We start from the raw sequence: 24,180 nt of genomic DNA, 5'->3' as shown, positions 1-24,180 counted from the left end.
GCTCGTGGGCAGGGCAGCCTGTCGATTGTCAGTCTCGATCGATCGTAGCCCGTAGAGATTCCGTCACGATGTTTTTTCGAGACGACTGCCGACGGCGGCGTGTCCGCCTGGGAGTGGTGATGGCCTCTGACTTTTGACGAAATGATCCGGACCGCATATGCCTATTTGTCCGTCTCTAGCTGAATTCGTCCGTCCCTCGCTGCAAACGCGTCCTATTCGAATACAGCAAACTCGCAATCTTAGTAAGGTGATGACTTAAATCGAGCCTCGTATCGTCTTGGTGTTGGTAAGGCAAGAGAGCGCCTTGATGACCGCTTCGTCATGATCCCCGATGCGACGCGAGATCGCGAGGCCATCGTCGGCTCGATCCGTTCTCAGGTCGAAGGCCTAAAAACGCATGAGATTCCACTAAGGCCAGCGACACGATGCTCGTCATTGGCTGGCTAGATTCTCCAAAGGAATTTGGAGCGACAAGGCTAGCCCATTGTTTTTCCATTCGCGCGCAATCTCCCCGCCTAGCCCCCTGAGAGCCGCCTTCTCAAGCACTGTGCCGAAACCGTCGCTTAAAGTCTCCGCCATTGGCCTTGGGCCATTTTCCTCCCAATTGAGCCAGAGCGTTTCGTCCGTTACACCAATTTCAATCGTTAATCGGCCGTCAGGGCATGACAGTGCACCGTATTTCGCGGCATTCGTCGTCAGTTCGTGCAGTAACAACGCTAGGGACGTCAAGGCATTACCAGAAAGCGGGGCGTCCAATCCGGTTATGCAAATGCGCGATCCGCTGTCGTGTTCATGTGGTGCTAAGATTGCGGTAATCAGCGCGACGACGGTTGTGTCACTTCTCGGAACACAGGAGCTTCTCAGATCGGGCAGTGTCAAATCGTGCGCACAAGAAAGAGCATGCAGTCGAGATCGAAGATCTGCAGCCAGCTCATTAACGCTGGTTGCTGATTGGGCGCTGAGCGCGATTAAACCCCCCGTGACGCTAAATAGGTTCTTGATGCGATGATTGATCTCTTTCAGTAGCACTTCTTGCTGGGCACGAGCATGCTCGTGTTGAGTAATATCGTGGGTGAGGTTGATCAGGAATTCATCTTTGCGGCGCCCCGCCTCTTCGAGCGCCTGGGCCTGGATCTTGAGTTCGTCCCGCTGTGCAGCGATCATTTGCCGCTGCTGATAAAGCTCAAAGAAGACGTCCGCCTTGCTGCGCAAGACGTCCGGTTCAATGGGCTTATGAATGAAGTCGACAGCACCGGCTTCGTATCCACGAAACCGCCTTTGGCTATCGGCACTTCCCGCGGTCACGAATATAATCGGTATTCGCCGCGTCCGCTCATTCCCCCGCATGAGTTCGGCCAATTCAAAACCGTTTAAGCCCGGCATCTGCACATCGATGAGCGCCAAAGCCACATCGTGCACGAGCAACAGCTCAAGAGCTTGATCGCCGGAGCGGGCCTTCAAAAGATCGAGTCCGTCACGCTTAAGTAACGCCCCTAGCGACAGGAGATTTTCTTCGAGATCGTCGACCAATAGAAACGAAACAGCACTCATGGTCGCATTCCCAACTCTAACAAATAAGCCGCAATTTCGTCGAGCGTCATAACCTGCGCATTTCGAGTGCGCTCGAGAGCACTTTCCGGCATCACGGAGGCAAAGGCACTCTTCGGGTTCTGAACAATGGTTGTGCCCCCAGCGGCTGCGACCGCGCTCAACCCCTTTGCGCCATCCGCATTTGCTCCTGTGAGGACGATGCCAATCAAAGCGGCGCCATACGCATCGGCTGCACTTTCGAAGAGGACATCGATAGAAGGCCGCGAGAAGAGAACAGGGTGGTCACTTGAGAGGGCCAGGCACTTGTCCAATTCAACTAAGAGATGATAATCCGGTGGCGCAATGTACGCCGTGCCGCGACATATCGCCTCTTTGTCTTCGGCTTCACAAACGATGATTTGGCACTTCTGCTGGAGAAGTTCCGCCAGCATGCTTCGCCTATCTGGCGGCAGGTGAACTACCACAAATATCGGTAGGTTGAACGCGGCCGGAAGGGCAGGTAGGACGACCGACAGCGCGTCTAAGGCGCCGGCTGACGCCCCAATTACGACGGCCTCGGCTTCATCTCCTATCATCCTACGCGCCTTTGATAGATCTTTTCCTCGCGAACAAAATCGATAAAGGCTCCTGAATGCTCGGAGAAACGCAGACTTTCCTTTGCGCCAAGCCCAAGGAATCCTTTTCGCGCCAGTGAGTCCTTGAAAAGACCAAGGGCGCGGTCTTGCAAACTCCGGTCGAAATAAATCAAGACGTTACGGCAAGAGATCATTTGCATCTCGGCAAAGACCGCGTCCGTGACCAAGCTATGGTCGGAGAACACCACCTTCTGACGCAGGGTTTTATCAAACGAGGCTCTGCCGTACGACGCCTGATAATAATCTGACAAGGAAGAGCGGCCGCCGGATTTGCGATGATTTTCAGTAAAAAGCGGAATGCGGTCGAGGCTAAATATCCCTGTCTCCGCGGCATGCAGTGCATCTTGACTGATATCTGTTGCATAAAACAGCGTGCGTTCAGCAAGCCCTTCTTCACGAAAGAGGATTGCGAAGGAATATAATTCCTCACCGCTACTGCATCCAGCTATCCAGACCTTCAGGGAAGGATAGGTGCGAAGATGAGGAACTACCTTTTCGCGCAGGGCACGGAAATAGCTGGGGTCGCGAAACATCTCACTCACTTGAACGGTGAGATATCCGAGAAGGCGTGGCAGAATCGAAGGGTCATGCAATACGCTTTCCTGCATTGCAGAGAATGTGTTGAATCCAAGTTGCTCCCGAGCCTGTTTAAGACGTCGTTTGACCGACGCCATCGCATAATTCCGAAAGTCGTAGTGATATTTGACATACAACGCTTCCAGCAGGAGCCGGATCTCGACATCTTCAACCTTTTGGGACGCAGAACTGTCGCTCACCGAGGCATCCAAACGCGTACCAGAGAAAGGAGCTTCTCGACGTCGAGCGGTTTGGCCATGTAATCGTTGGCTCCCGCGTCGATACACCGCTGTTGGTCATCTGGCATTGCTTTGGCCGTCAGGGCAATGATAGGAAGTTTTTTCCAATCCGGGTTGCTTCGGATTTCCGTGGTTGCAGCCAGGCCATCCATGACTGGCATCATGATGTCCATGAGGATGAGATCGATCGCCGAGCCAGGCTCATTACCAGCCTTCCTGAGGGTGTCGATGGCCTCCCGGCCGTTTCGGGCGATCTCGATGATCGCGCCGCGGGGTTCGAGAACGTTTCTCAGCGCGTAGACGTTTCGCACGTCATCCTCGACAACAAGGATTCGTCGCGACTCAAGCATGGCATCGCGATTTCTGGCCTCGCGTATCATTTTCTGTCGTTCGTCGGGTAGATCAGACACCACCTGATGAAGAAATAGGCTAACCTCGTCGACGAGACGCTCAGGCGATTTGGCCCCTTTGAGAATGATCGACTTAGAGTACTGGCGCAGCCTTTGTTCATCGTCGGCCGAGATGTCACGTCCGGTGTAGACGATGACGGGAGGAAAGGCATAGTCGCTGTCACGGCTAAGCGTCTCAAGCAGCGAATAGCCGGAGGCATCCGGAAGAGACAGGTCTAACACCATGCAGTCGAAGGTCTCTTCCTTGAGGCGTTGCAGGCATTCGGCCGCGGTGCCTGCAGCGACCGTCTCAATGTCATCGGAGGACAATAATCTGGCAACTGCATCTCGCTGTACCGCGTCATCTTCGACGATTAGGATTCGATGCATGCGCTGAGAAATCTTAGCCTCAAGCCTTTGCAGGACGTTGATCAAATCCTCCCGCTTAACTGGCTTGACGAGATATCCTACCGCTCCCAAGGAATATGCGGTTTCGGCTTGGTCGGACGCTGAGACGACGTGAATCGGAATGTGGCGCGTTTGTTCGTCGCGTTTCAAGCGATCGAGAACCGATAAACCAGACTCGTCGGGCAAACCGACATCAAGAACGACGGCATTGGGCTTGTATCGCTTGGCGATGTCCAACGCCTCTTCTGCGGTACCAGCGATCAAGGCTCTAAACCCGTTTTCGCGAGCCAGGTCTCGCAAAATAGCAGCGAATGAATCATCATCCTCGATAACCAGCAAGACGCGCTTGTTGTCAGAAAGAGCATCTCGATCGTCGGCCACTTTGCTGCTCGGCTTGGGTGCGGCCTTACCTAAATCGGCGTGGGGAGCGACGGGAGTGATGCTGTTTTCAGAAGGTGCTCCTCGCGGTGAAACCATTGCAGGGTCATAAACCAAAGGAATCGTTACGGTAAACGCGCTGCCCTGCCCTGGCTGGCTGTTTAAGTCGATCGATCCCCCCAACAAACGGACTAGCTGTTTCGATATGGATAGACCGAGCCCAGTCCCACCAAATTTGCGACTAATGGTACCGTCGGCCTGGTGGAACGCCCCAAATATGTTTTCTTGCTGCGCCAGGGCAATGCCAATTCCTGTGTCCGACACTTTAAAAGCAATCCTGTCCTGCGCGGTTGGCTGGATTACGACACCGACGTGGCCGGATTCGGTGAATTTGAAAGCGTTGGATAAAAGATTTTTCAGCACCTGCTCAAGCCGCTGGATATCCGTATTGATGCTCACCGGGCATTCCGGAGCAACATCGAGTATGAACTCGAGTTGCTTTTGTTGAGCGACCGGCTCAAAGACTTGCTTAAGGTTGCCAGCTAAACGCTCGATGGGGACGGATTCAGGCTTGATCTCCACATGGCCTGCTTCGATTTTCGAAAGGTCAAGAATGTCATTGATCAGAGTGAGCAGATCATTGCCAGAGGACTGGATCGTCTCTGCAAACTTGACCTGCTCTGGGGTCAAGTTGCCCTCTGTGTTATCCGCAAGAAGCTTCGCAAGAATCAGCGAGGAATTAAGCGGCGTTCTCAGCTCGTGTGACATGTTGGCAAGGAAGTCTGATTTATATCGGCTCGCTTGCTCCAATTCGCGCGCCTTTAGTTCAACGGAAGCGTTGATGCGCTCTAAATCGCTGCGTTGTGTTTCCAGCTGCTGCGTCTGCTCTTCGAGCTGTGAATTCGTCTGTTCGAGTTCGACCTGTTGCTGCTCGAGTCGCGATTGAGACTCTTTTAACGCCCGGCTCTGCTCCTCTAATTCCTCGTTGGAGACCCGAAGTTCCTCGCTTTGGGTCTGAAGCTCTTCTGACTGGCGTTGCGTCTCTTCAAGAAGGTTTTGCAACTCGGCGCGATAACTCGCGGACCGCACAGCAACCGCGATCGCCGAGGATACTTGCTCCACTAGAGCTAGTACGCGTTCGTTAACCGGCCGCAGAAAGCCAAGTTCGATCACGGAATTCACGGCGTTGCCGTTTAATCCGGGAAACACCAAGAGATATTTAGGCTTGTCCTGACCCATAGCGGAGCCAAACGCGAGATAGCCGTCGGGGATTGCGTCGAGCAGCACCGATCGCCCTTCTGCGGCCGCTTGGCCAAGAAGGCCCTGTCGTCTCTTGAATTGTGAGGCGATATTCGCGTCCTCGGGGACACCGTACGTCGCGACGCGATGAAAGGTTTCGCCCGATGCGACAAAAGCCGCCCCCGCTACCGCTCCGACGTGCTGAGTAAGATAGTCAAGAATATTATTGCCTAGCTGACCGACAGGCTGATCTCCCATAACAGCTGCTGCCAATCCTATTTCGCCAGCTTGCAGCCATTCCTCCCGTCGACGAGCCAAAGTCGCCTTGCGGATCAAAAAGGCAATTGCGGCCGTCAGGAGAATGCCGAGGATTCCCGACGCAAGACCGCTGGCAAGCGCTGTGTTTTGAACAGTCGTCAATTCTGCGCGCCGAGTGGCACGCAGCCTTGCCTCTTGTTCCGCCATGCCTGCAATTTGGGCGCGCACAGCATCCATCTCAGCCTTGCCGCGGTCAGAATTTATAGCACTAATCGCAGATTCAAGGCCGCCTTGACTGCGCCTGAGGTCGATGACTCTTTTGAGTTCGGCGAGCCTCCCGTCAATGTGGGCCTTGAGCACCGTAAGTCTTTTTCTCTGGTTAAAATCTTCGATGGCGAGTTTGCTGACTTCCTCAAGTTTTGGCGGAATCATTACCAGTGCTGAATGATAGGGCTCGAGATATTTTTCGTTGTTCGTAATGACGAACCCGCGCTGTCCCGTCTCCGCGTCTTGCATGCTGGACAGCAATTCATCCAGCGCAATGATCGCCCTATGTGACTGAGCGATTTTTTCATTGCCGGCCCTCATCGCCTCGAGATTGAGGTACGCAACTGTACCGCTGATCAAAAAGAAGATGACGGCTCCAGCAAGGCTCATTGCAACGACTGGATCGAGCCCGAATCTCGATACGGAGAAATCGGAAGCGGCAAGCCTTTTCATGCGCTTTTCCCAATATGGCGGGCCACATCCAGGAATCTCTACCCTGTATGCGATCAATTCGCTAAGCAAAAAGTTCGATAGACGCACCGTTAGAGTACGCGATGTCGTTGTGCACAAGCTTACAGTCGTTCACACATTCACGGATCCTGAACTGTCTAAATAAGAGTGCGCGACTTCAGGACCGTCGATCGCCGCTAGGATCGCACCGCGGAGCGCCTTAGAGCTGGTTTGGCGAGAATAGGCGCTCCCGAAAAGCTCGTTAATACCCTCCACGCCATATCCGAAAGGAAGGCCAACGGTATAGACCGCTTTGAGGGAGGCTCTTCTACAGGATAAATTCTCTTCCACGCAACATTCACATCGAGTAACGCTAAATCTCGTCGGCCCTCAGTCAGAACGCGTAGCGCGTCAGGAATCTATGAAGCGTTGCAGACCACGCAACCGAGGACCGTTGAGCATGTCCAATCATCCAGAACATGAACGACTCGTTCTCCACGAAAAAACCACGCAGACCCTAGCATCTTCTTCATTGTCCCAGCGAAAATTCTGCTTGGCACACTAATCCCGCGGGATCAAAATCGAAGCATATCTCCCCATCGAGATCTTTTGGATAATCCGCTCAATAATCTCGCTGCCGAAGCCGCGTTTCAGAGGCGTGTCAACCTGCGGACCATGGGCTTCTCTCCATAGGAGCCGCAAACGCCGCCCCCCCGGCCTGTCAGTGAGCCTCCATCGGAGATAAACATGCCCCTCATTACTGCAAAGCGCACCATATTTGGCGGCGTTGGTTGCAAGTTCATGAATTACCATAGCCAGCACGAGCCCGACCCGCGGCGGCAAAGTAATCTCGGGACCGTCAAGATGAATGCGTTCAGAAACTGGAGTCGTAAACGGTTGGAATTCGGCGTCGAGCAATTCGGTTAATTCCAGACCGGTCCAGCGGCGCCTCGTCAGCAAGTCATGGGCCTTACTGAGCGCCAGGAGCCGACCCTCGAATTTGGGAATGAAATGCTCTGGAGTTGGCGTCGCACGGAACGTTTGACGCGCTATGGACTGCACCGTCGCGAGCGTGTTTTTTACGCGGTGATTCAGCTCGTTAATGAGCGCCCGCTGCTCATTCTCCGCCTGCTTGCGCGCGCTGATGTCGACTAGCATGTTCACAGCGCCAACGATCGCTCCCGATCCGTCTCGTAAAGGCGTTGGAAACGGTATGAATGGGACCCTGCTTCCGTCGGGGCGCTCCGCGACAGCTTCTACTCCGCGAATGGACCTTTCCTCCTTCAAGGCAACGGCCATCGGGGACTGATCGTACGGAAGTGGTGTGCCGTCGGGTTCAAAAAGTCGCCAGGTGACGCACCATTCGTCACTGCCCAGTTGCGGCCGTCGCCCTGAAAATTCTACAGCTGCTTCGTTGAAAAAGGTGACGCGGCCCACAGCGTCGGTCGTATAGACCGCGGCGGGGATTGCCTCGAGTATTTCGCGCGCTTGCCTATCGCGCTCGCGCAACGTCTCTTCCGCACGGTGCTGTTCGGTTATATCAACGGTGAAGCACCGTGTGTTCAGAAATTCACCGTCTCGAAAATTGACGTTTGAGGTGATCTGAACATGCTTGATGGACCCATCCTTTGCGCGCAACCGCGCTGGACGCCGATTTAACTTTTGTCCCGCAGAAAGACATTGCAGGATGTCATTGATGACGGGTTCGTCCGCATGAAATTTGGAAATAGGTTGCCCGATATATTCCTCGGCGGAATATCCGAGAAGGTCCAATTCTGCCCTATTGGCACGCAATATCGTGCCGTCCTTTCCCACCAAATGTAACGCAACCGCGCCGTTCTCGAAAAAATCCTCAGCATCTTGGTGGCTGCGAAACTGGTCTTCAATCTCTTTGCGATCGGAAATGTCCTGAAAACAGATCACAGCCCCGACTACCTCGTTCTGCTCGTCCCTCAGTGGGCTGATATCTAGGACGACCCGCACGAAACCATTCGATCGCTTGATCATCGCCTCCTTTCTTGAGACGGAGACCCCTGTACGAATCGCAGCAGTAACGGAATGCTCTTTAGGACCATTTTCGAGTGGGATCAGTGGGAGATAGCTATCGGCGAGTTCGCCGGCTGCGGGGGAGCGCTCCCACAGCTCGGCAGCGCGCCGGTTAAACCTGACTAGGCCACCGTGGCGGTCACATATGCATATGCCGGCAGGGATCAGGTCTAAAAAGGCTTGGTCCACAGAAGCCAGCGCAGCCAAGGGGTGGGAACGCTCTAATTGAGGAAGGTTCATGATCTATCGCGTTCCGACACTACCACGCTCGAATTATGCCCACCGTCGGACGCACCTTTTTTGTGACCATAAACCCACCTTCGCACCCTTTGTTCCAAATTGAGGCGCGCCGGAGAGCGCGCTCCTGAATTGCCCGACGAAAAGGCGTCGAGGCTGTCTTTTTGGCATGAAGAGGTCAGTCGCGGGGCAGCTTAGATCGAACCATGCTCCTGTGCCTCTCAAACAACATCGCAACGCCTAACGGTGTCAGGCCAAGGCAGCGGCTTCATTCTCACGCTCTGAGCGGACCGGATGGCTAAGCTCGGCTGGGCGCAACGATTTGAAGCGCATGATCGCTATATCTCGATCTGCTCAACAGCTGGAGCAGCACGTAAGGCAAGCGTTCCATCGTACAGGCTTTGGAAAAATACCAACCCTGAAGGCCGTCGGCACCGAGTTGCTGAAGAAGCGTCGCCTGCTCTTCAGTCTCGATTCCCTCAGCCGTTACGGATTTACCGAGAGCATGGGCGATATCAATAATACCTTTGACAAGGACCAAGTCTTCTCCACTCGCCGGTAGGCTGGAAATGAATCCTCGGTCTATTTTGACACGGTCGATCGGTATGCGCCGGAGATGGGTAAGGGACGCAAAGCCTGTTCCGAAGTCATCGAGCGCGAGTTCGACGCCGGCATCGTGCAGACGTAATAGGCGGTCTTGAAAGCTCTGAAAATTGGTCCCCAGAAATACCTGTTCAACGACCTCGACGCAAAACCGGTCGGGTGAGATGCCGGTCTGGGCCGAAAGTTCGAAAAATCGATCTACAAACCGGTCGGATCGAAAATCCGCATTGGCCACGTTAATGGCAAGGCGGTCCACAGGAAGGCTCTCCTCCAGTATGCGTGCCATGTCTTTGAATGCTCGTTCGACAACAAACATTCCGATTTCCGACTCCAGCCCAGGATCATTGATCTCCGGTAGAAATGCACCGGGCGTGAGGAGACCGCGCTCCGGATGCTGCCATCGCAGCAGGCCTTCGAGCGAGATCGACTTGCCGGGAACGGTTGGTACAACAGCTTGATAATGGAGACTGAACTGGTTTCGATCGAGACCCGCCTCAACAGCCTGTAGCAACGCGCTTTTGTATTCGACCGCTAATTGGAGGCGCGGTGCGAAACATTGGCGTTGATCTCGCCCTGAAGCTTTTGAGTGATAAAGCGCCATATCGGCGGCCTTGAAGAGTCCATCAGGTGTCTTGGCATCCATAGGAAAGGCGGCCACGCCAATACTAGCCGTATATCGGTGTTTAATATCACCTAGCCAAACAGGTTGTTTGATACTGTCCAGCACCTCGTCCAAAAGAGCTGGAACATCAGCACACGCCTTGTCAGATATCACGATTCCAAATTCGTCGCCGCCAAGCCTGGCAATGAAAATATTCTCCGCCTCAAAAGCGCGAAGCCGCTCTGCAAAATTTTTGAGGAGATTATCGCCTGCAACATGGCCGAACGTATCGTTGATTTCTTTGAAGGCATCGATATCGATCAGGGCCAGGTAAACCGAAGTGTGAATGGAATTGCTCAGTTCGAGCGTGGCTGTCAAATACTCCTGAAAGCGTCTTCGATTGGCAGTACCGGTTAAGGCGTCTGTACTGACGGCATGGCGCAAGTCCTCCTCAATCTGATGACGCCTCGTAACGTCAAAGCGAATAGATGTATAACTATCCGGATTGCCGGCGGCATTCAGATGGGGAACGATAGTCGTATCGACCCAGTAGGTTGTCCCATCCTTCCGACGATTGCAGATTTCGCCGCGCCATACCTGCCCTCGGGCGATCTGCCGGTACATTTCGCGAAAGAACGTCTTGTCATGAGCATCCGAGCGCAGAAGTCGGTGATTTTGCCCGATAAGTTCGTGCTGCGAATAGCCCGAAATTTCACAGAATTTATTGTTGACGTGTGTGATTGTGCCCTGAACATTGGTAATGGCCACGATGGCCGTGACATCGAGCGCGTAGTGAATGAATCCCGTTTCGGACTTGTTTACCTCACCGAGATCATTCGGCCCGTGAGAGTGTTGAACCACAATCATCCTCCCATCACTTCTCCTCCAGAATACGACGAAACGTTTAACAATACTCTGGCGGCGTCCCGATTGATCGGACTCGCGGCCTGCTGCATGAAGCGTCAGCGGCCTTGGCTCTGCCGAGAATGGCCCGTCACGAGCTAAAACTTTAATCCAAACCGCGCGGCGAGCGTTACGCTTCTGCGATATCCGTACCACGGCATCACCCATCAGACGGGTTTAGGCTCATCCTGCGCTACGATTTGGAAGACAGCCATTAGTCTCCCGATTGCACTCCGCTAACTCACTTCGCAACGGGAAGAACTACACACGATCCGACCGTAGAGCCGCTTGGCTAAGCGGCCTCAGGCCAGAGGGCGCATCTTAACTGAATTTTACTAGCAAGGTTCCAATGATTCGATTTTATGCCGGAAGAACATTTCTGAGACTTCTAAAGCTGCGGCATCTTCGAAACGGTCCGCCCGAGCGGGGATCTCCTCAAGACTGACTTTGAAACCTATCGCCAGCGGTCCTCTGTCCTTTCCTCCTAACCTCTAGCCCACACTTCACCGACCAAGTCCATTCGGGTCGAGGAACTTGGCTTCGCCCGAGGCATTGGCGACCACAGGCGATGGAGGAAGGACTAGACATGTGGTGGACGGTGATGAAGCAGGCTGCGAGCGATTGGTCCAGCCACAAGGATGCACGGCAAGGAGCGGCCCTCGCCTATTATTCGGTTTTTTCGCTGGGCCCAATAATCGTAATCGCTGTCGCCGTGGCGGGCCTTCTCTTCGGCCACGATGTTGCCACCGCGCAGGTTATGTCGTCGATCAAGGATATGCTCGGTGACAACGGCGCGAAAGCAGTCGAAGCGATGCTGGCAGGCGCCAACCGACCCGCGGCAGGGATCGTGGCTAGCATTCTGGGTATAGGAGCGCTTCTCTTTGCGGCCATTGGCGTGGTGGTGCAACTGAAAGATGCTCTCAACGTGGTCTGGGAAGTCGAGCAATCAACGGAATCCGGACTTTGGCATTTCACCCGCAATTACGTGCTGTCATTTGCGGCCGTTTTGAGCCTAGGATTCTTGCTGCTGGTTTCACTCCTGGTCAGCGCAGGCTTGGCTGCGGCAGGCAGGCACGCCTCTGCGTATCTGCCGGAAGGTTTACTGCACATCGTTACTATGCTGGTATCATTCGTAGTCGTAGTGGTGTTGTTCGCGATGATCTTCAAGTGGCTGCCCGACGTCTCCGTGGGCTGGCGGGATGTTTGGCTGGGGGCGTTCCTCACCGCCGTGTTTTTTGAAATTGGCAAGGCGGGGATTGGCTTCTACATCGGCAAGCAGGGACTGGAATCAACCTACGGAGCAGCCGCCTCGATTGTGGTCGTCCTGATCTGGGTCTACTACACGTCGCAAATCATCTTGATGGGCGCTGAAGTTACTCACAGTTATGCCAAGCAGAATGGTTCTTTAAGTAAAGGTGTGAAAGCCAGTGCTCCTAGATACTCCGAAGCCGCTTCTTCGTGAGCTCGACTTCGCCCCTATCGCTCGCTCCAGGACCCGGTGGTGTCGCCAAGGACCAGTAGTTCCCATCCCGCCTTCAAGTGAACGACTAGTTCGGACGCCTCATCAAAATGCGCAGGAAATGTCTGCTAGCGTCACCGCGACGGCGTCCGCTTCTAAGCTATGGGTAGGACCTACCGCTTTGGGTTCGACTGGGAAATATCTACAGGGATCTGGGCCGCAAGATCGCGTGCCGCCCTTAGATGTTCAAGAACGGTCGGCAGGGTTTCCGATGCAAGCCGTTGCAGGTCGGCATCTTCACCCTGCCCAATCTCCCAGGCCAAAAGCTGTGCCGTCTTCTGATGTTCGACCGTTTGGTACGCGAGATACGCGCGGTCAAATTGATGACCATTAAGCTTATTTAAATCGGCTCGAGCTTTACCGTGTTCAGCATCGATGTTTGTCGGCAACGGGATGTTGCTCTTTTGCGCAATCGATTTGAGCTTAACGTTCGCCTTCTCATGATCATCCACCATACGCTCTGCGAACCGCTTCACCCCGGGATCTACCGCTTTACTTGCGACAAGCTTGCCGAGATCTACCTCGGCAAGACCCCCAACTGTAGCAATCTGGGCGAACAGATGGTCCTGATAATTGCTTTGATTGGCTGAGGGCACACCTGCTTTTTCGGTTTGGGTATTTGGGGACCAACCTGCCGAATTGCCAATCTGGGCGCAGGCGTGCCAGGGCAGAAGGACCAACGCCGTGGCGATCAACACTTTTCGCATAGTCTCCTCCTGATTTGCGATCCTCAAAGGGTGAGGAGGTAAGCGACAAGCGCATCCTTGTCTTGCTGATTCAGTTTGGTACCTAGGACCAGGTTGAAGAACTCCACCGTGTCAGCAAGCGTTGGAAGACGGCCATCATGAAGATAGGGCGGAGAGTCCTTGATGCCGCGCAGGGTGAAAGTCTTGATTGGCCCGTCCGGAATGGACACCATATCGTTCGACGTCTGGCCCACCTTATAAAAGCGTTCGAGCTTCAGGTCGTGCATATTGTTGTCCGTGAAGGACATCGTGGGATTGTGGCACTCGGCGCATCGTCCCTTCCCCATAAACACCTGCTCGCCTCGCAGCTCCTGTTCGGTGGCCTTCTTGGGGTCTAGCCTTCCAAACGGATCGAGTTTAGGCGCCGGCGGAAAGTCGATGATATTTTGCATCTGCGCCATCATTGCCACTTGATTTGGGTGGTCCGGCAGATGCACGCCTTTGCGGGTCGCGCTGACGTGATCGCCGTTGAAATAGGCGGTGCGCTGCTCGAACTCGGTAAAATCCTCGACGGAACGGAGCGACCGCTTTGAGCCGTGGATCTGTTGGTTGAACAGGCCGCGCAAACTCGTGGTATCGAGACGGAACCGTTCCGCCTGAGGACGTACGTCTGGCGTCAAATGAAAAGCAGCATTGGTATGGAAGTTCGCGTGACAATCAAGGCATGCAACGCCAAGGCTTGGTTGCGCCACCTTGCGATCTTCAGTTTGATTGAATTCTTCTTGCGGAAACGGCGTAAGCAGGAGCCTAAGACCTTCCATCTGGACCGGGGTGATGATGCCGTTCAGGTATTCGTAGAAATTCTTGATGGTCAAAAGATCGCCGCGTGAGACGTCGCCCAATTCCGGGTGCGTCGTAAGGTAGATCGGTGGTGGAAACTCTGGAGTGAGATGGTCGGGCAGATCGAAATCCATATCAAAGCGTCGAAGATCACGTTGCTCGTCGTTAGCGATCTTGCGAATCTCGTTCTCAGGAAAGACCTGACCGCCGGTCGCCTGCTTAACATGCGGCAGCGGCACGAATCCTTTCGGCAGTAAGTCGCGATCCCTGATCTCGTGCGGCTCTTTCGCAGCAAGGCTATCCCACGTTTCGCCACTAGGCAGCTTAACCCGTACGCCTCCCTGAACCGGCTTGCGGCCGCCCGACATCATGACGCCAGAGAGGGGCCGATCAGCGAGATCGTACCGCTGCTCCAGCAAAGCCCGCTGGCGCTCTTTCACGGCCGGCTTCTGGGCCTCATCGTTTTGCTTGACGGCGGAGAACGGAAGCGTCGGCAGAGGCCGATAGGTTGTATCGGGCGGAAGCGGATCTGCGACAGCGGGGAAAGCCAGGACGGCGAGCAGTGCGGTCGATATCAATCCAGTTCCAGCTCTCAGCGACATTGACCGTTTTCCTTCTACGAACGCGTCAACCGTTCCAACAGATGAGAGAGCAGTTGGTTGCATGTGATCCATCTCAATAGGAACGTTAGAGCTAGTCACGAATTGGAGGTCGCTGGGTGACAGTTGTTCCCCTCTCCTTCTCCTATTCCTAATACTGTAAGCCCTCTAGGGCTTGCGAAGAGGACCAGAAAATGACCGCCAAAGCCGAGGAAGACCTAATGGCGTGGCTTCGCAACGCACATGCTATGGAAGAACAAGCCGTGACTATGCTGGAGGCATTAGCCGGGCGAACCGGCGATTATCCGGAAGTTAAGACGCGCATCGAACGGCACCTAAGGGAGACGCGTAGCCAGGCTGAAGCGCTGGAGGAATGCATCAAACGCCGCGGCGGCGACACGTCTACCTTGAAGGACATGGCAGGCAAGATCATCGCTTTCGGGCAAGGCATGAGCGGCATGTTTGTCGACGATGAAATCGTCAAAGGCGCCATGGCGAGCTACACATTCGAGCATATGGAGATTGCGGCCTATCGGGTTCTCATTGCGGCGGCTGAGGCCGTTGGCGACGCACAGACGAAATCTACGTGTGAACGTATCTTGAAAGAAGAGATTTCAATGGCGTCCGATTTGGAAGCGAGCTTGCCCGACTTGACGCGCAAATATCTAAGTCGGCAAGGATCCTGACCATCTCAAGCATGGCCGCAATCCAGTCGCCTGCCTGCTCCCCTCAGATTCTAAGGAATACCACGATGCCTACGAAAGACTTGAACGCGCTGTTTCTCGATACATTGAAGACGTCTATTACGCCGAAAAGCAAATCTATAAATCGTTGCCGAAAATGGCCAAAGCTGCAGCATCTGACAAGCTACGAGCTGCGTTTGAAAAGCACCACGATGAAACTGAAGGACAGATCGAGCGCCTTGAACAGGTGTTTGAGCTTCTCGGTAAGCCCGCGCGCGGCAAAAAATGCGATGCGATCGAGGGCATCTTGGACGAAGGCAAAGAAATCATGGAGGAATATGAGGGCGAGCCGGCTCTAGATGCGGGTCTTTTGGCGGCAGCACAGGCAGTCGAGCACTATGAAATTTCCCGTTATGGCACGTTGAAAAGCTGGGCTACCAAACTGGGGATGAAAGACGCTGCCAAGTTGCTTGATCAGACGCTTGCGGAAGAAAAGAAAACCGATGACAACTTAACAAAGATTGCCGACACCGTCGTAAACGCTGGAGGACAGACTTAAAAATCAGCGGGGGTCAGTTTAAAGGTATGGCTGGGAGCTGTTAACAACCTCGGGCTTAGCCCGAGCGGAGGATCGTATAGGTCCCCGCCAGCTTTGTTTTATCGCCTAACGCGGTCCTCTTCAGGATAGCTGCTTCCGAAGTGTTCGAACTGCCCTTTTGCACCAACTTCGGATCGGCTCAGCAGTGGGCGTCCGTTCTCGGCAGATGCCGTTGAGGCGATTCATCGGAGCTTCGGATTTCCAAGTAGACCGTCCGACCGGGCCCACTCACTCCTCATCCGTATATTTTAACAGGAGATCCCCGACATGAACCGAGCCGCCGCACCCAACATTTTCATCCCCATCTCGCGTACCATAAGCTGACCGCGGTCAGGATCCACACAATCGCCCAACATAGAAACGCGGCCACCGCGCCATAGGCGAGACGGCTAGGAAAACCATGACAAAGGCCACCATCGCCATGCTACCGAGCGCCGCGCCAGCGGAGTCGAGGGCAGCGGCTTTTCGGCCCCGGCACTCTTCGCGATCTCCCGCGTCCTGCTTGCGACGAATCTCATGCCGTTCGATCAATGTTGCGCTGGCGCAGAAAATCATTGAACACGACGGAAGACATCCTGATAAGCCCCCATGGCGGCGCGGCCGTATCCGCACTTGATGAAGCAGGTGGTGCAGTGGGCGCTGGAGCGGCGGCACGCTGAGTAGGAGCGGAGACACAGGAGGGCCCGTAAGAGCGGTCGTCGTTGTGGGCAGACTGAGGGCTGGGACGGCTGCTGTTGCAAGTGGCAGCGGGGGATCGCTCTGCAGAGTGAGGCGGTACGCTGGGAGCGCGAGGAAGAGTGGCGCTCAACGGTTAAGAAGGACGTTCCCTCCTTTGAGGAGCAATTCTTCCCAAAGGTTTTTTCATAAGTCGTAGATCGATTCCCGCTCGTGGACGAGCGAGCCGACACGCTCGGATTGAGACACTCGAGTCATGGCAGTCGGTTGTCGAGTGCCTGGCAATGCGCCCGGACGAATCGTAGTAGGTCAAATCATAGTAGGGCCGCGATTGGGCCAGCGCCTGAGACGCGACCAGAGTGAGGGCGAGAGCGAATAATGTTTGTTTCATTTCATTCCATTCCGTAGACCTGCGAAGGCGAAGGATAGGTCTCGTCGGACCGCGGCGTTGAGGGTGTGCCGCTGTTTCGAACCTGAAGAGCGGCAGAAGCGGTCGCGGGCAAAGCTCTCTGTAGGGGCTTCTCATAACAAAAGCCCACGTCGGGGCCTTTGTTATTCCGGACCTTGTTGCTTGGCGTTTCCCGGGACGAGGCGCCCGATGCTGCACGCACCGGGGCTCGTGCCTCGATCCGTCAGCCGCTGCTTCGCGTCATGGGATTCTCCGCGCCTTCTTTCGTCGTTACTGTATCGACGTTGTCGTAATAGGAGTCGAGCTCCGCGCGCTTCGCGGTCCAGTCGAAGAGCTCGGAGCCGGAGCTGCCGAACACGCTCTTCGGATAGCCCTTCAGCCGGTTGCCGCTGATGTCGCTGCGGTAGCCGTCGAGCTTCGAGTCGTGCCTGAGCAGCCTCCAGGGAACCGGATAATGGTCGGCGCCCATGCCGAGGATCCCGCCGATGCTCAGCACGGCATAGGCCGGCTCGCCGGTGGACTTGTCGACCATGACGCATTCGATCGCGCCCACCTTCTTGTCCTCGGCGCCATAGACGGCCTTACCGTTGTACTTGTCGCTCGACACCAGGTTGCCGGAAGATCGCGCGCTGTCGGGAGCGGGCGGCGGGCTGTTATCGGCCATGAAGAAATCTCCTTTTGGTTGGCATGCCGAGCCCAACCCGCAAGTCAGCCCGCCGTTCCAAGTCCGCGGAACATAGCGCCGGCGCGCGTCGTCCGGCTGCTGACGTCGGCCCTTCGGAGCGCGGCTTAGGAACGCGCCGGCATGAACCGGCTTATACGACAGGCTGCGGCTTCTTCCACCGCGGCCGGCACGGTCCCGCGGATACCTTCGCTAGGGGCATGCGGGGCCGTGCGCTCCGGTCCGTGTTGAGAGCGAGGAAACGAGCTCCCGGAAGATGGAAGGTGAACACCTAGGAGAAGATCGATGGCAAAAATGGAAGACGGGCGCATCGTCGAGACCGCAAGGGAAGCCCGGGGAGCCGAGCGCGGCCCCACGGTGCGCAACGTGCTGGTGGCCGGGACCGCGCGTGATAGCCGCATTCGTGATCATCTACATCGTGTATTTCGGCGGGAAGTAAGCATCGACGTGCCCGCGGCTGCGCGCCGCGCTGCGGATAAGCTTGCACCCTGCCGCGCGGCGATTTCGCGCTAGCAGACCGCATATGTCTTGACTTCGTGTTCCCCTTACGTTCTTATTCGCCGGCTATCCACCGCCGACGAGACTTGCATGTCCGACCTTTCCTTCCTCCGCGCCGAGATCGAGTCATGCGCTACCAGCACCAGCGGCAGCGCAAGGAGGTACGGGCTCTCCAGAAGGCCGGCATTCCCACGAAGTCCGCCTCGGAGCTGTTGGAGCGAATGCTGACAAAGCTCGACGCGCTGTGCGCCGAGCGCGACCGCAAGCCAGGGAGCAGTCGGTGAAGTATCCCGGCACGGAAAAGCCGATCAGGGGAGCGATCGAGCGGCGCGTGCGCATCCTCCGCGGCGCCTCACAGGCATTGGGGTCGCGGTCGAGGAGGAGAAGTGCATAGATAGGCGAAACTTCCAAGCGCTGCGCGGGTTCTGCGACGATCGCGGGCTGTCGCTGTCGAACCACGGGCACTCGGCAAACCGCAACGGGAAATTCTTCCAGGTCTTCATGTTCGCCGAAGAGGAGCACACCGAGGTATTCCGCGCAGCGTTCGGCGGCGCAGTGAAAGGAGGCAAATGAACAGAAGGCTACAAGACAGCCTTAAGCGCATCAAAGGCTTGTGACTTGGGAGTGCGCACTAGTGCACAGAACATAACGGCCCGAAGTGCAATTATGCATAATAGCCACACGGCTTGTGGCTTCGGTGATGAGAACGCCCGAGCGCTCCCGCTGTCCTCTTACGGAAAGGATGCGCCACGATGCAGACACGGCGTCGTTTCAAGCAGACTACGTCGCTTCAGCACCGCCTCTCGGAGTTCGCCGATGGTGAGCGAGCCAAGGCGGAAGGCATGCCGGAAAGCCCCGAACGGTACGACCTCCTCAAGAAGATTCGGCAGGCGGAGTGCGCCGCGAACATCGAGGCGTGGGTCAACTCTCCCGGGCTCCAGCCGCCGAAATAGCAGGAACCGCGCCGCTCCCCTCGCGTTGCCTCCCGCGATGAGTATGACCCGACTTGCCCCGCCGCATCCCTAGGAGCGGCGGGTCTCTTTTGAGAGGCGGCGCGAGTGGCGATCCCGCGGCGTCCCGGCCGAAGGCGCAGCGCGGCGGGACTTTTACGGGCCGACCATGAAATTTGGTTTTGCAAGATTTCAGCTTCGGTCGCAGATTTTAAACGGACGTACGCTCTGCGAGGCTTGTCATCACAGGACGCCTAAGTATGGCTTCCGCGTTCATTCGAACCAAGCTTAGAATAGCTTAGCGTACCGCGACATCACATCTGAGGGATTGCCGCGCCAGAGCTCGTTCAAGGGACTTACAAAGACGGGCTGAGCGTACATATCAGCGCGACGGGGCCCACTTCCCCCAGCGGCCCCAAGGCCCTGCGCCTCCCGTCCCCCCGAGCGCGCTGCGGGGCCGTGCACTTTTAAGGAACCAAGCCTCACGCTCGGCATTTTATCGGCGCCCGCTCGGCAGCGCCGAGCCAAACAACGTCGGATAATTCCCATGCGAAAGCAGCTCCGAGAAGTCGTGAAGGATACCGCAGCGGTCGGACTGTCGGCCGCGGCGGTCGGGTTGGAAATAGGATCGGAGTTAGCGCGCAAGACCCTGGACGAGGTGTCACGCGAGGGCCCGGCCCCGGCAGCGCCTTCAGGCCCCTCCGCGACGCCATCACTCCAGACTGCCGAACCCGATGACGAGGATATCAAGATCCTCGCCTACTATTTGTGGGAGAAGGCCGGGTGCCCCGAAGGCCGCGACCAGGAGTTCTATTTCCAAGCCGAGCGGGAGCAGCGCGATCGCAAGACGCCCGACCGCACCCGCGCCTCGGACTTGATAGCTTAACGCCACGCTCCTCTTTCCACGCCGTGCTATTATTTCCGTATGAAAAAAAACCCGATGCCATCGGGCTCGGCAGGAAGCGCGCGGAGAACCTGCGCAAGAAGCTCGGTTCCGCCGAGGCGCTCAAGGGCCATATGCAAGCGCGCGCGGGCGAGAAGCTCGCGCACTGAGCAAACGGGCCTGGTGCCCAGGGAATCTCATGCGGCGCAAGAAGAGGCTGCTCGCTCGCAGAATTGGCGCGGGAGGCTCTCCGGACGCACCATGTCGATGGTTTTGGTGGACTGATCGCAGTGGAAGTTCGTGATGACGAGGGCCCGCTCCTGCAGGCCCGTCTTTCAGTGAACGTGGATCGAAAATCTTAGCGTCCGCATTATCAGCGACGGAGCTCTGGAACGAGCATGCAGTTAGGAAGGCGGCATGACGAATTTGCTCAAACTCCCAACCTGGGCCGATGACGAGCATATCCATGCCGTTGTCGAGACGCCGCGAGGAAGCACCTGTAAGTTGGACTTCCATCCGGACTTGCAGGCGTTCAGGCTGGCCAAGCCCTTGATGGTAGGCCTGGCGTATCCGTATGATTGGGGTTTCATACCTTCGACCTTGGCCGAGGACGGTGACCCACTGGACGTCCTAATTATCCATGAAGCTAAAACCTTTCCAGGGGTAGTGATGTGCTGCAAGGCGATTGGCATCCTTGAAATCGAACAGAAAAGGAAGGGCAACATAGAGAGGAACGATCGCGTGTTTGCGGTCCCCGATCGCTCCCCGACTGAGACCGATCTGAATGACGTTCGAAACCTTGGTTCGCGAACACATGACGAACTGGAGAAGTTCTTTCTAGCTACCTACGCGCTGGAGGAGACGGAAATTGATTTCTTGGGTTGGCGCGGTCCCGAGCAGGCGATCGCGACGATCAAGCGGCTTTCCGAGAAATAGTCAGACATTGTGGACCGCGCGAGCAGGGGCACTCATGCCAAAGATTTGAAGTTGGAAACGACGCTTTACGTGGTCGACCTCGACAAGGCCGCCGCTTTCTACGCCGAGGTCATGGGGCTTCCGTGCATTCATTCCGATCACCGCATGCGGGCCTACGACGTAGGCGGCAATGGTGTCCTGCTTTTATTCCCGAGGGCGGGTCTCTGCAGCCTATCGAGACCCCAGGAGGCTCCATTCCCCCTTACAACGGATCAGGCCCAATGCACGTCGCGTTCTCAATCGCCGCCGACGAGCTGGAGGCGTGGCAGGATCATCTTAAGACTCTGGGTGTTGTTCTAGAGGGCCGTACGAAGTGGCCGCGGGGCGGGGTAAGCGTCTACTTCCGCGATCCCGACGATCACCTCCTGGAGATTGCCACGCCGGGACTGTGGCAGGGGTACTGAGCTTTAGCGTCCGAGGGGCTCAACGAAACCGTTTTGGTGAACATGTCCTCATGACCTTCGCTGCTCTACAGAAGCGGATAAAGTCCCTCTACGAAGGTGCATCTCCACGCAGTATCTATTTCCGCTATGCGCTGCTCGCATTTGATGTTGTGACAGTGCTTTTCATCGTGGCAACATCGTTCCTTCCCTCGGGCCGGATCATTGAAGCATTGGATATTCTGTTCGGCGCCGTCATCCTTACGGATTTTTCGGCCCGCTTGCTTGCTAGTCGGCATCTGCTGCGCGACTTCACGCGCGTTTCAACTTGGACAGATATAATCGCGATCGTTTCATTTTTTGGCGCCTCTAGCCGGAGAATCCGGCGCCTTTCTCCGCATCCTGCGCACTCTGCGGCTATTGCGAAATCACCAGCTGCTGGTCCGGCTGAGGCGAGATAGCCTTTTCTTTCGCCGCAACGAAGAGGTGATCTTCGCCGTCACGAATCTAGCTGTCTTCATTTTCGTGATGACTGCGATCGTCTACGAGACCCAGAAGCATCGCAACGATCAAATCGCCAATTATGCCGACGCGCTGTACTTCACCGTTACCGCCCTTACGACGACGGGCTTTGGAGACATTACGCTGCACGGGACGGTTGGCCGCCTAATCTCGGTGGTCATAATGATTTTCGGCGTCACTCTATTCTTCAATCTCGCCCGGGCTCTTTTGACTCCGAACAAGGTTCGCTTCCCTTGCCCAACCTGCGGCCTGCAGCGCCATGATATCGATGCTGTGCATTGTAAGGCCTGCGGCACGATGCTGAACATTCCCGACGAAGGGTCTATCTAGGATCAGAACCAGAGAGGGTCGATGGATTGCTTTGCATTGCAATTCGTCAACCGCGCTCTTACACCTGATCGCAACGCAATGGCGAAAGGTTGGCAGCATGAGCACGGTTGAGAGCATCTGCGTCGATCTCGCATAACGATTGCCCTGTGTCACGAGCCCACTGGACCGTTGAGGACTAAAGCGGTCAAACGCTCCGCCAAATGGCTCCTCGAGCACGGCGAGGGACATCTGATCATCACGCTGCGCACCAATGTGGAATCATCTGGGAATGAAAGCCCACGGTGGCCCAATTGGCTTGAGATGCGAGCTAACCAAACCTGATCCCTATCCGCCCGGCTTTTCGCCAGGCGACGCGACAGGGGCGGCTAAGTCCGTCCCCCGTGATCACCAGGACGAACTCGCTCGGAATTCCGACCGGGCTTTGCACATCGAGCGCCGCGCCAAACTCCGATAGATTGCGGACGGTGCAGTCGATAGCGCCGCCACTGCTAATCTGAATGCTGGCAGCCTTCAGAACCCGCTGGCGCTTTGTGCTGCGTCGTTCGTCCATAGCTCGCTCAGATAAAATCAATTCCTGTGGCAGTCCGACCTGCTCTCACAATCTAGGCGCATAGCGTCCTTCTCCCGACACTCCCGCGCGTAGTTCAAGAGCGCGTCACACGTTTGCCGGTCGTTGATAGATCTTGCCAATCGCTCGGCTCGTTCAGCCTGCTCACGAAAACTCTGGATCATGTGCCACCTCGTTTTAGGCACAAGTTGAGGTAAATGCCTTCGTTCCTCGAAACGTCGGTTCAGGCTTAATGGCTCGTAAAACGGACGAGCGGGAGCGTCGTTAGTCAACCGGGAGCCATGTGTGGCTCAATCGCCAGCGGTGCTGGGCACGCTTATGCTCACTTCGTAGCCTTGCTTGATCGCTAGCGATGCGGCCGCCACGGCAGCTTCGAATGCCGCTTCCTTTGTCGCATATTCCCCCTCTGCTTGGCCGTCGTGACTCACGGCCCATGACTTGCCGTTTTCAACGACTTCGTAGCGAGCCAATTGCATGTTGCGTTCCATCAGCGGCCTCTCAAACGGTGAGCTCACTTGTTCGAACGAGGCGAATTGGCCCAAGCATCTAAGTTCTTCGCGGCCTGAGCCCTATGCGCCTTCTTCAATAACTCCTCTCTCTCAGGGCCAGCGGGGAGAGCTTCAGCTGCCTGCAACGCCTCTTGGGCGAAGGCGCTGACTCGTTCTGCGAAGGAAGGGAGTTCTATAAATGGTCGGCGCATGCGCGCTCCTTTTCATTCAGCTGAAAGCGTAAGAGCTAATCAAGCCACGTCGGAACCCCATCAGAATGACCGAGATGGATTTTGGTTCCGCAGTAGGATCGGCACAGCAATCGACAGGCTGCTGCTGAGCTTGCGACAATCAGCGTGAGCGCTTTATTCAATGATCGTTCAATAGGAGTTTGTGCAAGTGGCGATTGGTACTGTGAAGTGGTTCAACGGGCAGAAGGGCTACGGCTTCATCCAGCCCGACAACGGCGGCAACGACGTGTTCGTCCATATCTCGGGCCTGAGCTCGCTGAACGAAGGCGACAACGTGAGCTATGAGACAAGGTGAGCTATGAGTCGTCGCAAACCGCGGCAAGGAAAGCGCTGAGAACCTTCGGGTAGGTTGATAGTAAGCGAGCTGAGTCGGATGTACGCTCGCTCGCGATGTGGATGGTCCGACGCACGCTTCGGGCCATTTTTGGGTCCCGTCGTTTCCGCACTGCGGCACGAGTGCGGACGCTGGTGGCAATACTGGCTTTTGCTGCGTCACTTCAGTCCGATGGATCACGTGGATCGATAGGCGGCTGCAATCCTGGCGACCGGGACCATGCGTCATACCGGGCCGCCTTTTCCGCCTGCTCGATTTTCTTCAGCAGGGCATCACGCGCAGAGCCGGGCTCAAGCTTGTCCGCTTGCTCGCGGGTCTTTTCAGCCCAGGCTTTAAGACGATCCTGAAGGGTGAGTTGCTTGCCGCCATGACGCTCCGCCATCGCTGCACCTCCACCATTTGAACTTGCAAATTCTAGCGCCGAACAATTTTCTCACGCGAGCCATTTCTCGCCGGTGCAATCAATCTGGGGTGCGGTGGATTGTCTCGCTCATCGCTTCCTCGCAGCCTGGCTGCGAGGCCAGCCGATG

20 protein-coding genes and 3 pseudogenes are annotated in these 24,180 nt (G+C 56.0%); 11 read left to right on the top strand and 12 right to left on the bottom strand.

Annotated elements, in window-relative coordinates:
- Nucleotides 1-432: 432 nt before the first annotated feature.
- From AC1RT6_RS19285 to AC1RT6_RS19260, 6 genes are all read right to left on the bottom strand, one after another.
- A complete protein-coding gene (locus tag AC1RT6_RS19285) occupies nucleotides 433-1,551 on the bottom strand; it encodes a response regulator (RefSeq protein WP_472791755.1) in 1,119 nt (372 codons plus the stop codon).
- On the bottom strand, nucleotides 1,548-2,126 hold the full coding sequence (locus tag AC1RT6_RS19280) for a chemotaxis protein CheB (protein WP_472791756.1): 579 nt from the start codon (nucleotides 2,124-2,126) through the stop codon (nucleotides 1,548-1,550). Before AC1RT6_RS19280 ends, AC1RT6_RS19285 begins: the two co-directional genes overlap by 4 nt.
- Entirely contained in the window at nucleotides 2,123-2,962 is an 840-nt protein-coding gene (locus AC1RT6_RS19275) for a CheR family methyltransferase (protein ID WP_472791757.1), read from the bottom strand. The genes AC1RT6_RS19280 and AC1RT6_RS19275 overlap by 4 nt, the downstream gene beginning before the upstream one ends.
- The gene (locus AC1RT6_RS19270; protein ID WP_472791758.1) at nucleotides 2,959-6,393 is read right to left on the bottom strand and encodes a response regulator; all 3,435 of its coding nucleotides are present in this window, start codon (nucleotides 6,391-6,393) and stop codon (nucleotides 2,959-2,961) included. The genes AC1RT6_RS19275 and AC1RT6_RS19270 overlap by 4 nt, the downstream gene beginning before the upstream one ends.
- Before the next feature lie 558 nt (nucleotides 6,394-6,951).
- A complete protein-coding gene (locus AC1RT6_RS19265) occupies nucleotides 6,952-8,676 on the bottom strand; it encodes a sensor histidine kinase (protein ID WP_493029611.1) in 1,725 nt (574 codons plus the stop codon).
- A gap of 295 nt (nucleotides 8,677-8,971) precedes the next feature.
- Nucleotides 8,972-10,948, bottom strand: a complete 1,977-nt coding sequence (locus tag AC1RT6_RS19260) for a putative bifunctional diguanylate cyclase/phosphodiesterase (RefSeq protein WP_472791759.1) — start codon at nucleotides 10,946-10,948, stop codon at nucleotides 8,972-8,974.
- Nucleotides 10,949-11,366: 418 nt separating this feature from the next.
- On the opposite strand from AC1RT6_RS19260, the gene AC1RT6_RS19255 reads away from it, so the two are divergent.
- Nucleotides 11,367-12,242 (top strand): YihY/virulence factor BrkB family protein, encoded by an 876-nt coding sequence (locus tag AC1RT6_RS19255; RefSeq protein WP_472791760.1) that lies wholly within the window; start codon nucleotides 11,367-11,369, stop codon nucleotides 12,240-12,242.
- 170 nt (nucleotides 12,243-12,412) lie between these two features.
- On the opposite strand, the gene AC1RT6_RS19250 is transcribed toward AC1RT6_RS19255, so the two are convergent.
- Nucleotides 12,413-13,006 carry a DUF4142 domain-containing protein gene (locus AC1RT6_RS19250; RefSeq protein WP_472791761.1) on the bottom strand — a complete coding sequence of 198 codons (594 nt, stop codon included), beginning with the start codon at nucleotides 13,004-13,006 and terminating at the stop codon, nucleotides 12,413-12,415.
- A gap of 23 nt (nucleotides 13,007-13,029) precedes the next feature.
- A complete protein-coding gene (locus AC1RT6_RS19245; protein ID WP_472791762.1) occupies nucleotides 13,030-14,427 on the bottom strand; it encodes a cytochrome B6 in 1,398 nt (465 codons plus the stop codon).
- Nucleotides 14,428-14,618: 191 nt separating this feature from the next.
- Between AC1RT6_RS19245 and AC1RT6_RS19240 the strand changes: the two genes are divergently transcribed.
- Nucleotides 14,619-15,110: a ferritin-like domain-containing protein gene (locus AC1RT6_RS19240; RefSeq protein ID WP_472791763.1), complete on the top strand. Its 492-nt coding sequence runs from the start codon at nucleotides 14,619-14,621 to the stop codon at nucleotides 15,108-15,110.
- A 65-nt stretch (nucleotides 15,111-15,175) separates the two neighbouring features.
- Nucleotides 15,176-15,666 (top strand): annotated as a pseudogene (locus AC1RT6_RS19235) (YciE/YciF ferroxidase family protein).
- 1,346 nt (nucleotides 15,667-17,012) lie between these two features.
- On the opposite strand, the gene AC1RT6_RS19230 reads toward AC1RT6_RS19235, so the two are convergent.
- Nucleotides 17,013-17,453: a PRC-barrel domain-containing protein gene (locus AC1RT6_RS19230; RefSeq protein ID WP_493029610.1), complete on the bottom strand. Its 441-nt coding sequence runs from the start codon at nucleotides 17,451-17,453 to the stop codon at nucleotides 17,013-17,015.
- A 303-nt stretch (nucleotides 17,454-17,756) separates the two neighbouring features.
- Between AC1RT6_RS19230 and AC1RT6_RS19225 the strand changes: the two genes are divergently transcribed.
- The 7 genes and pseudogenes from AC1RT6_RS19225 to AC1RT6_RS19195 all read left to right on the top strand — a co-directional run bounded on the left by AC1RT6_RS19225 (nucleotide 17,757) and on the right by AC1RT6_RS19195 (nucleotide 22,009).
- Nucleotides 17,757-17,984 (top strand): hypothetical protein, encoded by a 228-nt coding sequence (locus AC1RT6_RS19225; protein ID WP_472791765.1) that lies wholly within the window; start codon nucleotides 17,757-17,759, stop codon nucleotides 17,982-17,984.
- Nucleotides 17,985-18,097: 113 nt separating this feature from the next.
- Entirely contained in the window at nucleotides 18,098-18,253 is a 156-nt protein-coding gene (locus AC1RT6_RS19220) for a hypothetical protein (protein ID WP_472791766.1), read from the top strand.
- A 468-nt stretch (nucleotides 18,254-18,721) separates the two neighbouring features.
- The gene (locus AC1RT6_RS19215; protein ID WP_472791767.1) at nucleotides 18,722-18,922 is read left to right on the top strand and encodes a hypothetical protein; all 201 of its coding nucleotides are present in this window, start codon (nucleotides 18,722-18,724) and stop codon (nucleotides 18,920-18,922) included.
- 544 nt (nucleotides 18,923-19,466) lie between these two features.
- A complete protein-coding gene (locus tag AC1RT6_RS19210; protein ID WP_472791768.1) occupies nucleotides 19,467-19,805 on the top strand; it encodes a DUF2934 domain-containing protein in 339 nt (112 codons plus the stop codon).
- Nucleotides 19,806-20,219: 414 nt separating this feature from the next.
- Complete coding sequence (locus AC1RT6_RS19205; RefSeq protein WP_472791770.1) at nucleotides 20,220-20,738, top strand: inorganic diphosphatase; 519 nt, start codon at nucleotides 20,220-20,222, stop codon at nucleotides 20,736-20,738.
- A 45-nt stretch (nucleotides 20,739-20,783) separates the two neighbouring features.
- A pseudogene (locus AC1RT6_RS19200) lies at nucleotides 20,784-21,181 on the top strand (VOC family protein).
- 50 nt (nucleotides 21,182-21,231) lie between these two features.
- A pseudogene (locus AC1RT6_RS19195) lies at nucleotides 21,232-22,009 on the top strand (potassium channel family protein).
- A gap of 307 nt (nucleotides 22,010-22,316) precedes the next feature.
- Here the strand turns inward: AC1RT6_RS19195 and AC1RT6_RS19190 are convergent.
- Nucleotides 22,317-22,559 (bottom strand): PilZ domain-containing protein, encoded by a 243-nt coding sequence (locus AC1RT6_RS19190; RefSeq protein WP_472791771.1) that lies wholly within the window; start codon nucleotides 22,557-22,559, stop codon nucleotides 22,317-22,319.
- 308 nt (nucleotides 22,560-22,867) lie between these two features.
- A complete protein-coding gene (locus AC1RT6_RS19185; RefSeq protein WP_472791772.1) occupies nucleotides 22,868-23,065 on the bottom strand; it encodes a DUF2188 domain-containing protein in 198 nt (65 codons plus the stop codon).
- A 399-nt stretch (nucleotides 23,066-23,464) separates the two neighbouring features.
- Here AC1RT6_RS19185 and AC1RT6_RS19180 point away from each other — a divergent pair, with 399 nt between their 5' ends.
- Nucleotides 23,465-23,611 (top strand): cold-shock protein, encoded by a 147-nt coding sequence (locus AC1RT6_RS19180; protein ID WP_493029609.1) that lies wholly within the window; start codon nucleotides 23,465-23,467, stop codon nucleotides 23,609-23,611.
- Between the two features lie 202 nt (nucleotides 23,612-23,813).
- Here the strand turns inward: AC1RT6_RS19180 and AC1RT6_RS19175 are convergent, their stop codons facing one another.
- On the bottom strand, nucleotides 23,814-24,032 hold the full coding sequence (locus AC1RT6_RS19175) for a hypothetical protein (protein WP_472791773.1): 219 nt from the start codon (nucleotides 24,030-24,032) through the stop codon (nucleotides 23,814-23,816).
- Between the last annotated feature and the right edge of the window lie 148 nt (nucleotides 24,033-24,180).

It is taken from the genome of Nitrobacter sp. MLSD-S21 (genome assembly GCF_058809865.1).
This window is presented reverse-complemented; position numbering and strand designations above follow the sequence as displayed.

What these genes read in the sequence shown, in the direction of transcription:
- AC1RT6_RS19285 (WP_472791755.1), bottom strand. Translation starts at nt 1,551, where the DNA reads ATGAGTGCTGTTTCGTTTCTATTGGTCGACGATCTCGAAGAAAATCTC.
- AC1RT6_RS19280 (WP_472791756.1), bottom strand. Translation starts at nt 2,126, where the DNA reads ATGATAGGAGATGAAGCCGAGGCCGTCGTAATTGGGGCGTCAGCCGGC.
- AC1RT6_RS19270 (WP_472791758.1), bottom strand. Translation starts at nt 6,393, where the DNA reads ATGAAAAGGCTTGCCGCTTCCGATTTCTCCGTATCGAGATTCGGGCTC.
- AC1RT6_RS19265 (WP_493029611.1), bottom strand. Translation starts at nt 8,676, where the DNA reads ATGAACCTTCCTCAATTAGAGCGTTCCCACCCCTTGGCTGCGCTGGCT.
- AC1RT6_RS19260 (WP_472791759.1), bottom strand. Translation starts at nt 10,948, where the DNA reads ATGGGTGATGCCGTGGTACGGATATCGCAGAAGCGTAACGCTCGCCGC.
- AC1RT6_RS19255 (WP_472791760.1), top strand. Translation starts at nt 11,367, where the DNA reads ATGTGGTGGACGGTGATGAAGCAGGCTGCGAGCGATTGGTCCAGCCAC.
- AC1RT6_RS19250 (WP_472791761.1), bottom strand. Translation starts at nt 13,006, where the DNA reads ATGCGAAAAGTGTTGATCGCCACGGCGTTGGTCCTTCTGCCCTGGCAC.
- AC1RT6_RS19245 (WP_472791762.1), bottom strand. Translation starts at nt 14,427, where the DNA reads ATGTCGCTGAGAGCTGGAACTGGATTGATATCGACCGCACTGCTCGCC.
- AC1RT6_RS19240 (WP_472791763.1), top strand. Translation starts at nt 14,619, where the DNA reads ATGACCGCCAAAGCCGAGGAAGACCTAATGGCGTGGCTTCGCAACGCA.
- AC1RT6_RS19230 (WP_493029610.1), bottom strand. Translation starts at nt 17,453, where the DNA reads ATGGCCGATAACAGCCCGCCGCCCGCTCCCGACAGCGCGCGATCTTCC.
- AC1RT6_RS19225 (WP_472791765.1), top strand. Translation starts at nt 17,757, where the DNA reads ATGGCAAAAATGGAAGACGGGCGCATCGTCGAGACCGCAAGGGAAGCC.
- AC1RT6_RS19220 (WP_472791766.1), top strand. Translation starts at nt 18,098, where the DNA reads ATGCGCTACCAGCACCAGCGGCAGCGCAAGGAGGTACGGGCTCTCCAG.
- AC1RT6_RS19215 (WP_472791767.1), top strand. Translation starts at nt 18,722, where the DNA reads ATGCAGACACGGCGTCGTTTCAAGCAGACTACGTCGCTTCAGCACCGC.
- AC1RT6_RS19210 (WP_472791768.1), top strand. Translation starts at nt 19,467, where the DNA reads ATGCGAAAGCAGCTCCGAGAAGTCGTGAAGGATACCGCAGCGGTCGGA.
- AC1RT6_RS19205 (WP_472791770.1), top strand. Translation starts at nt 20,220, where the DNA reads ATGACGAATTTGCTCAAACTCCCAACCTGGGCCGATGACGAGCATATC.
- AC1RT6_RS19190 (WP_472791771.1), bottom strand. Translation starts at nt 22,559, where the DNA reads ATGGACGAACGACGCAGCACAAAGCGCCAGCGGGTTCTGAAGGCTGCC.
- AC1RT6_RS19185 (WP_472791772.1), bottom strand. Translation starts at nt 23,065, where the DNA reads ATGGAACGCAACATGCAATTGGCTCGCTACGAAGTCGTTGAAAACGGC.
- AC1RT6_RS19175 (WP_472791773.1), bottom strand. Translation starts at nt 24,032, where the DNA reads ATGGCGGAGCGTCATGGCGGCAAGCAACTCACCCTTCAGGATCGTCTT.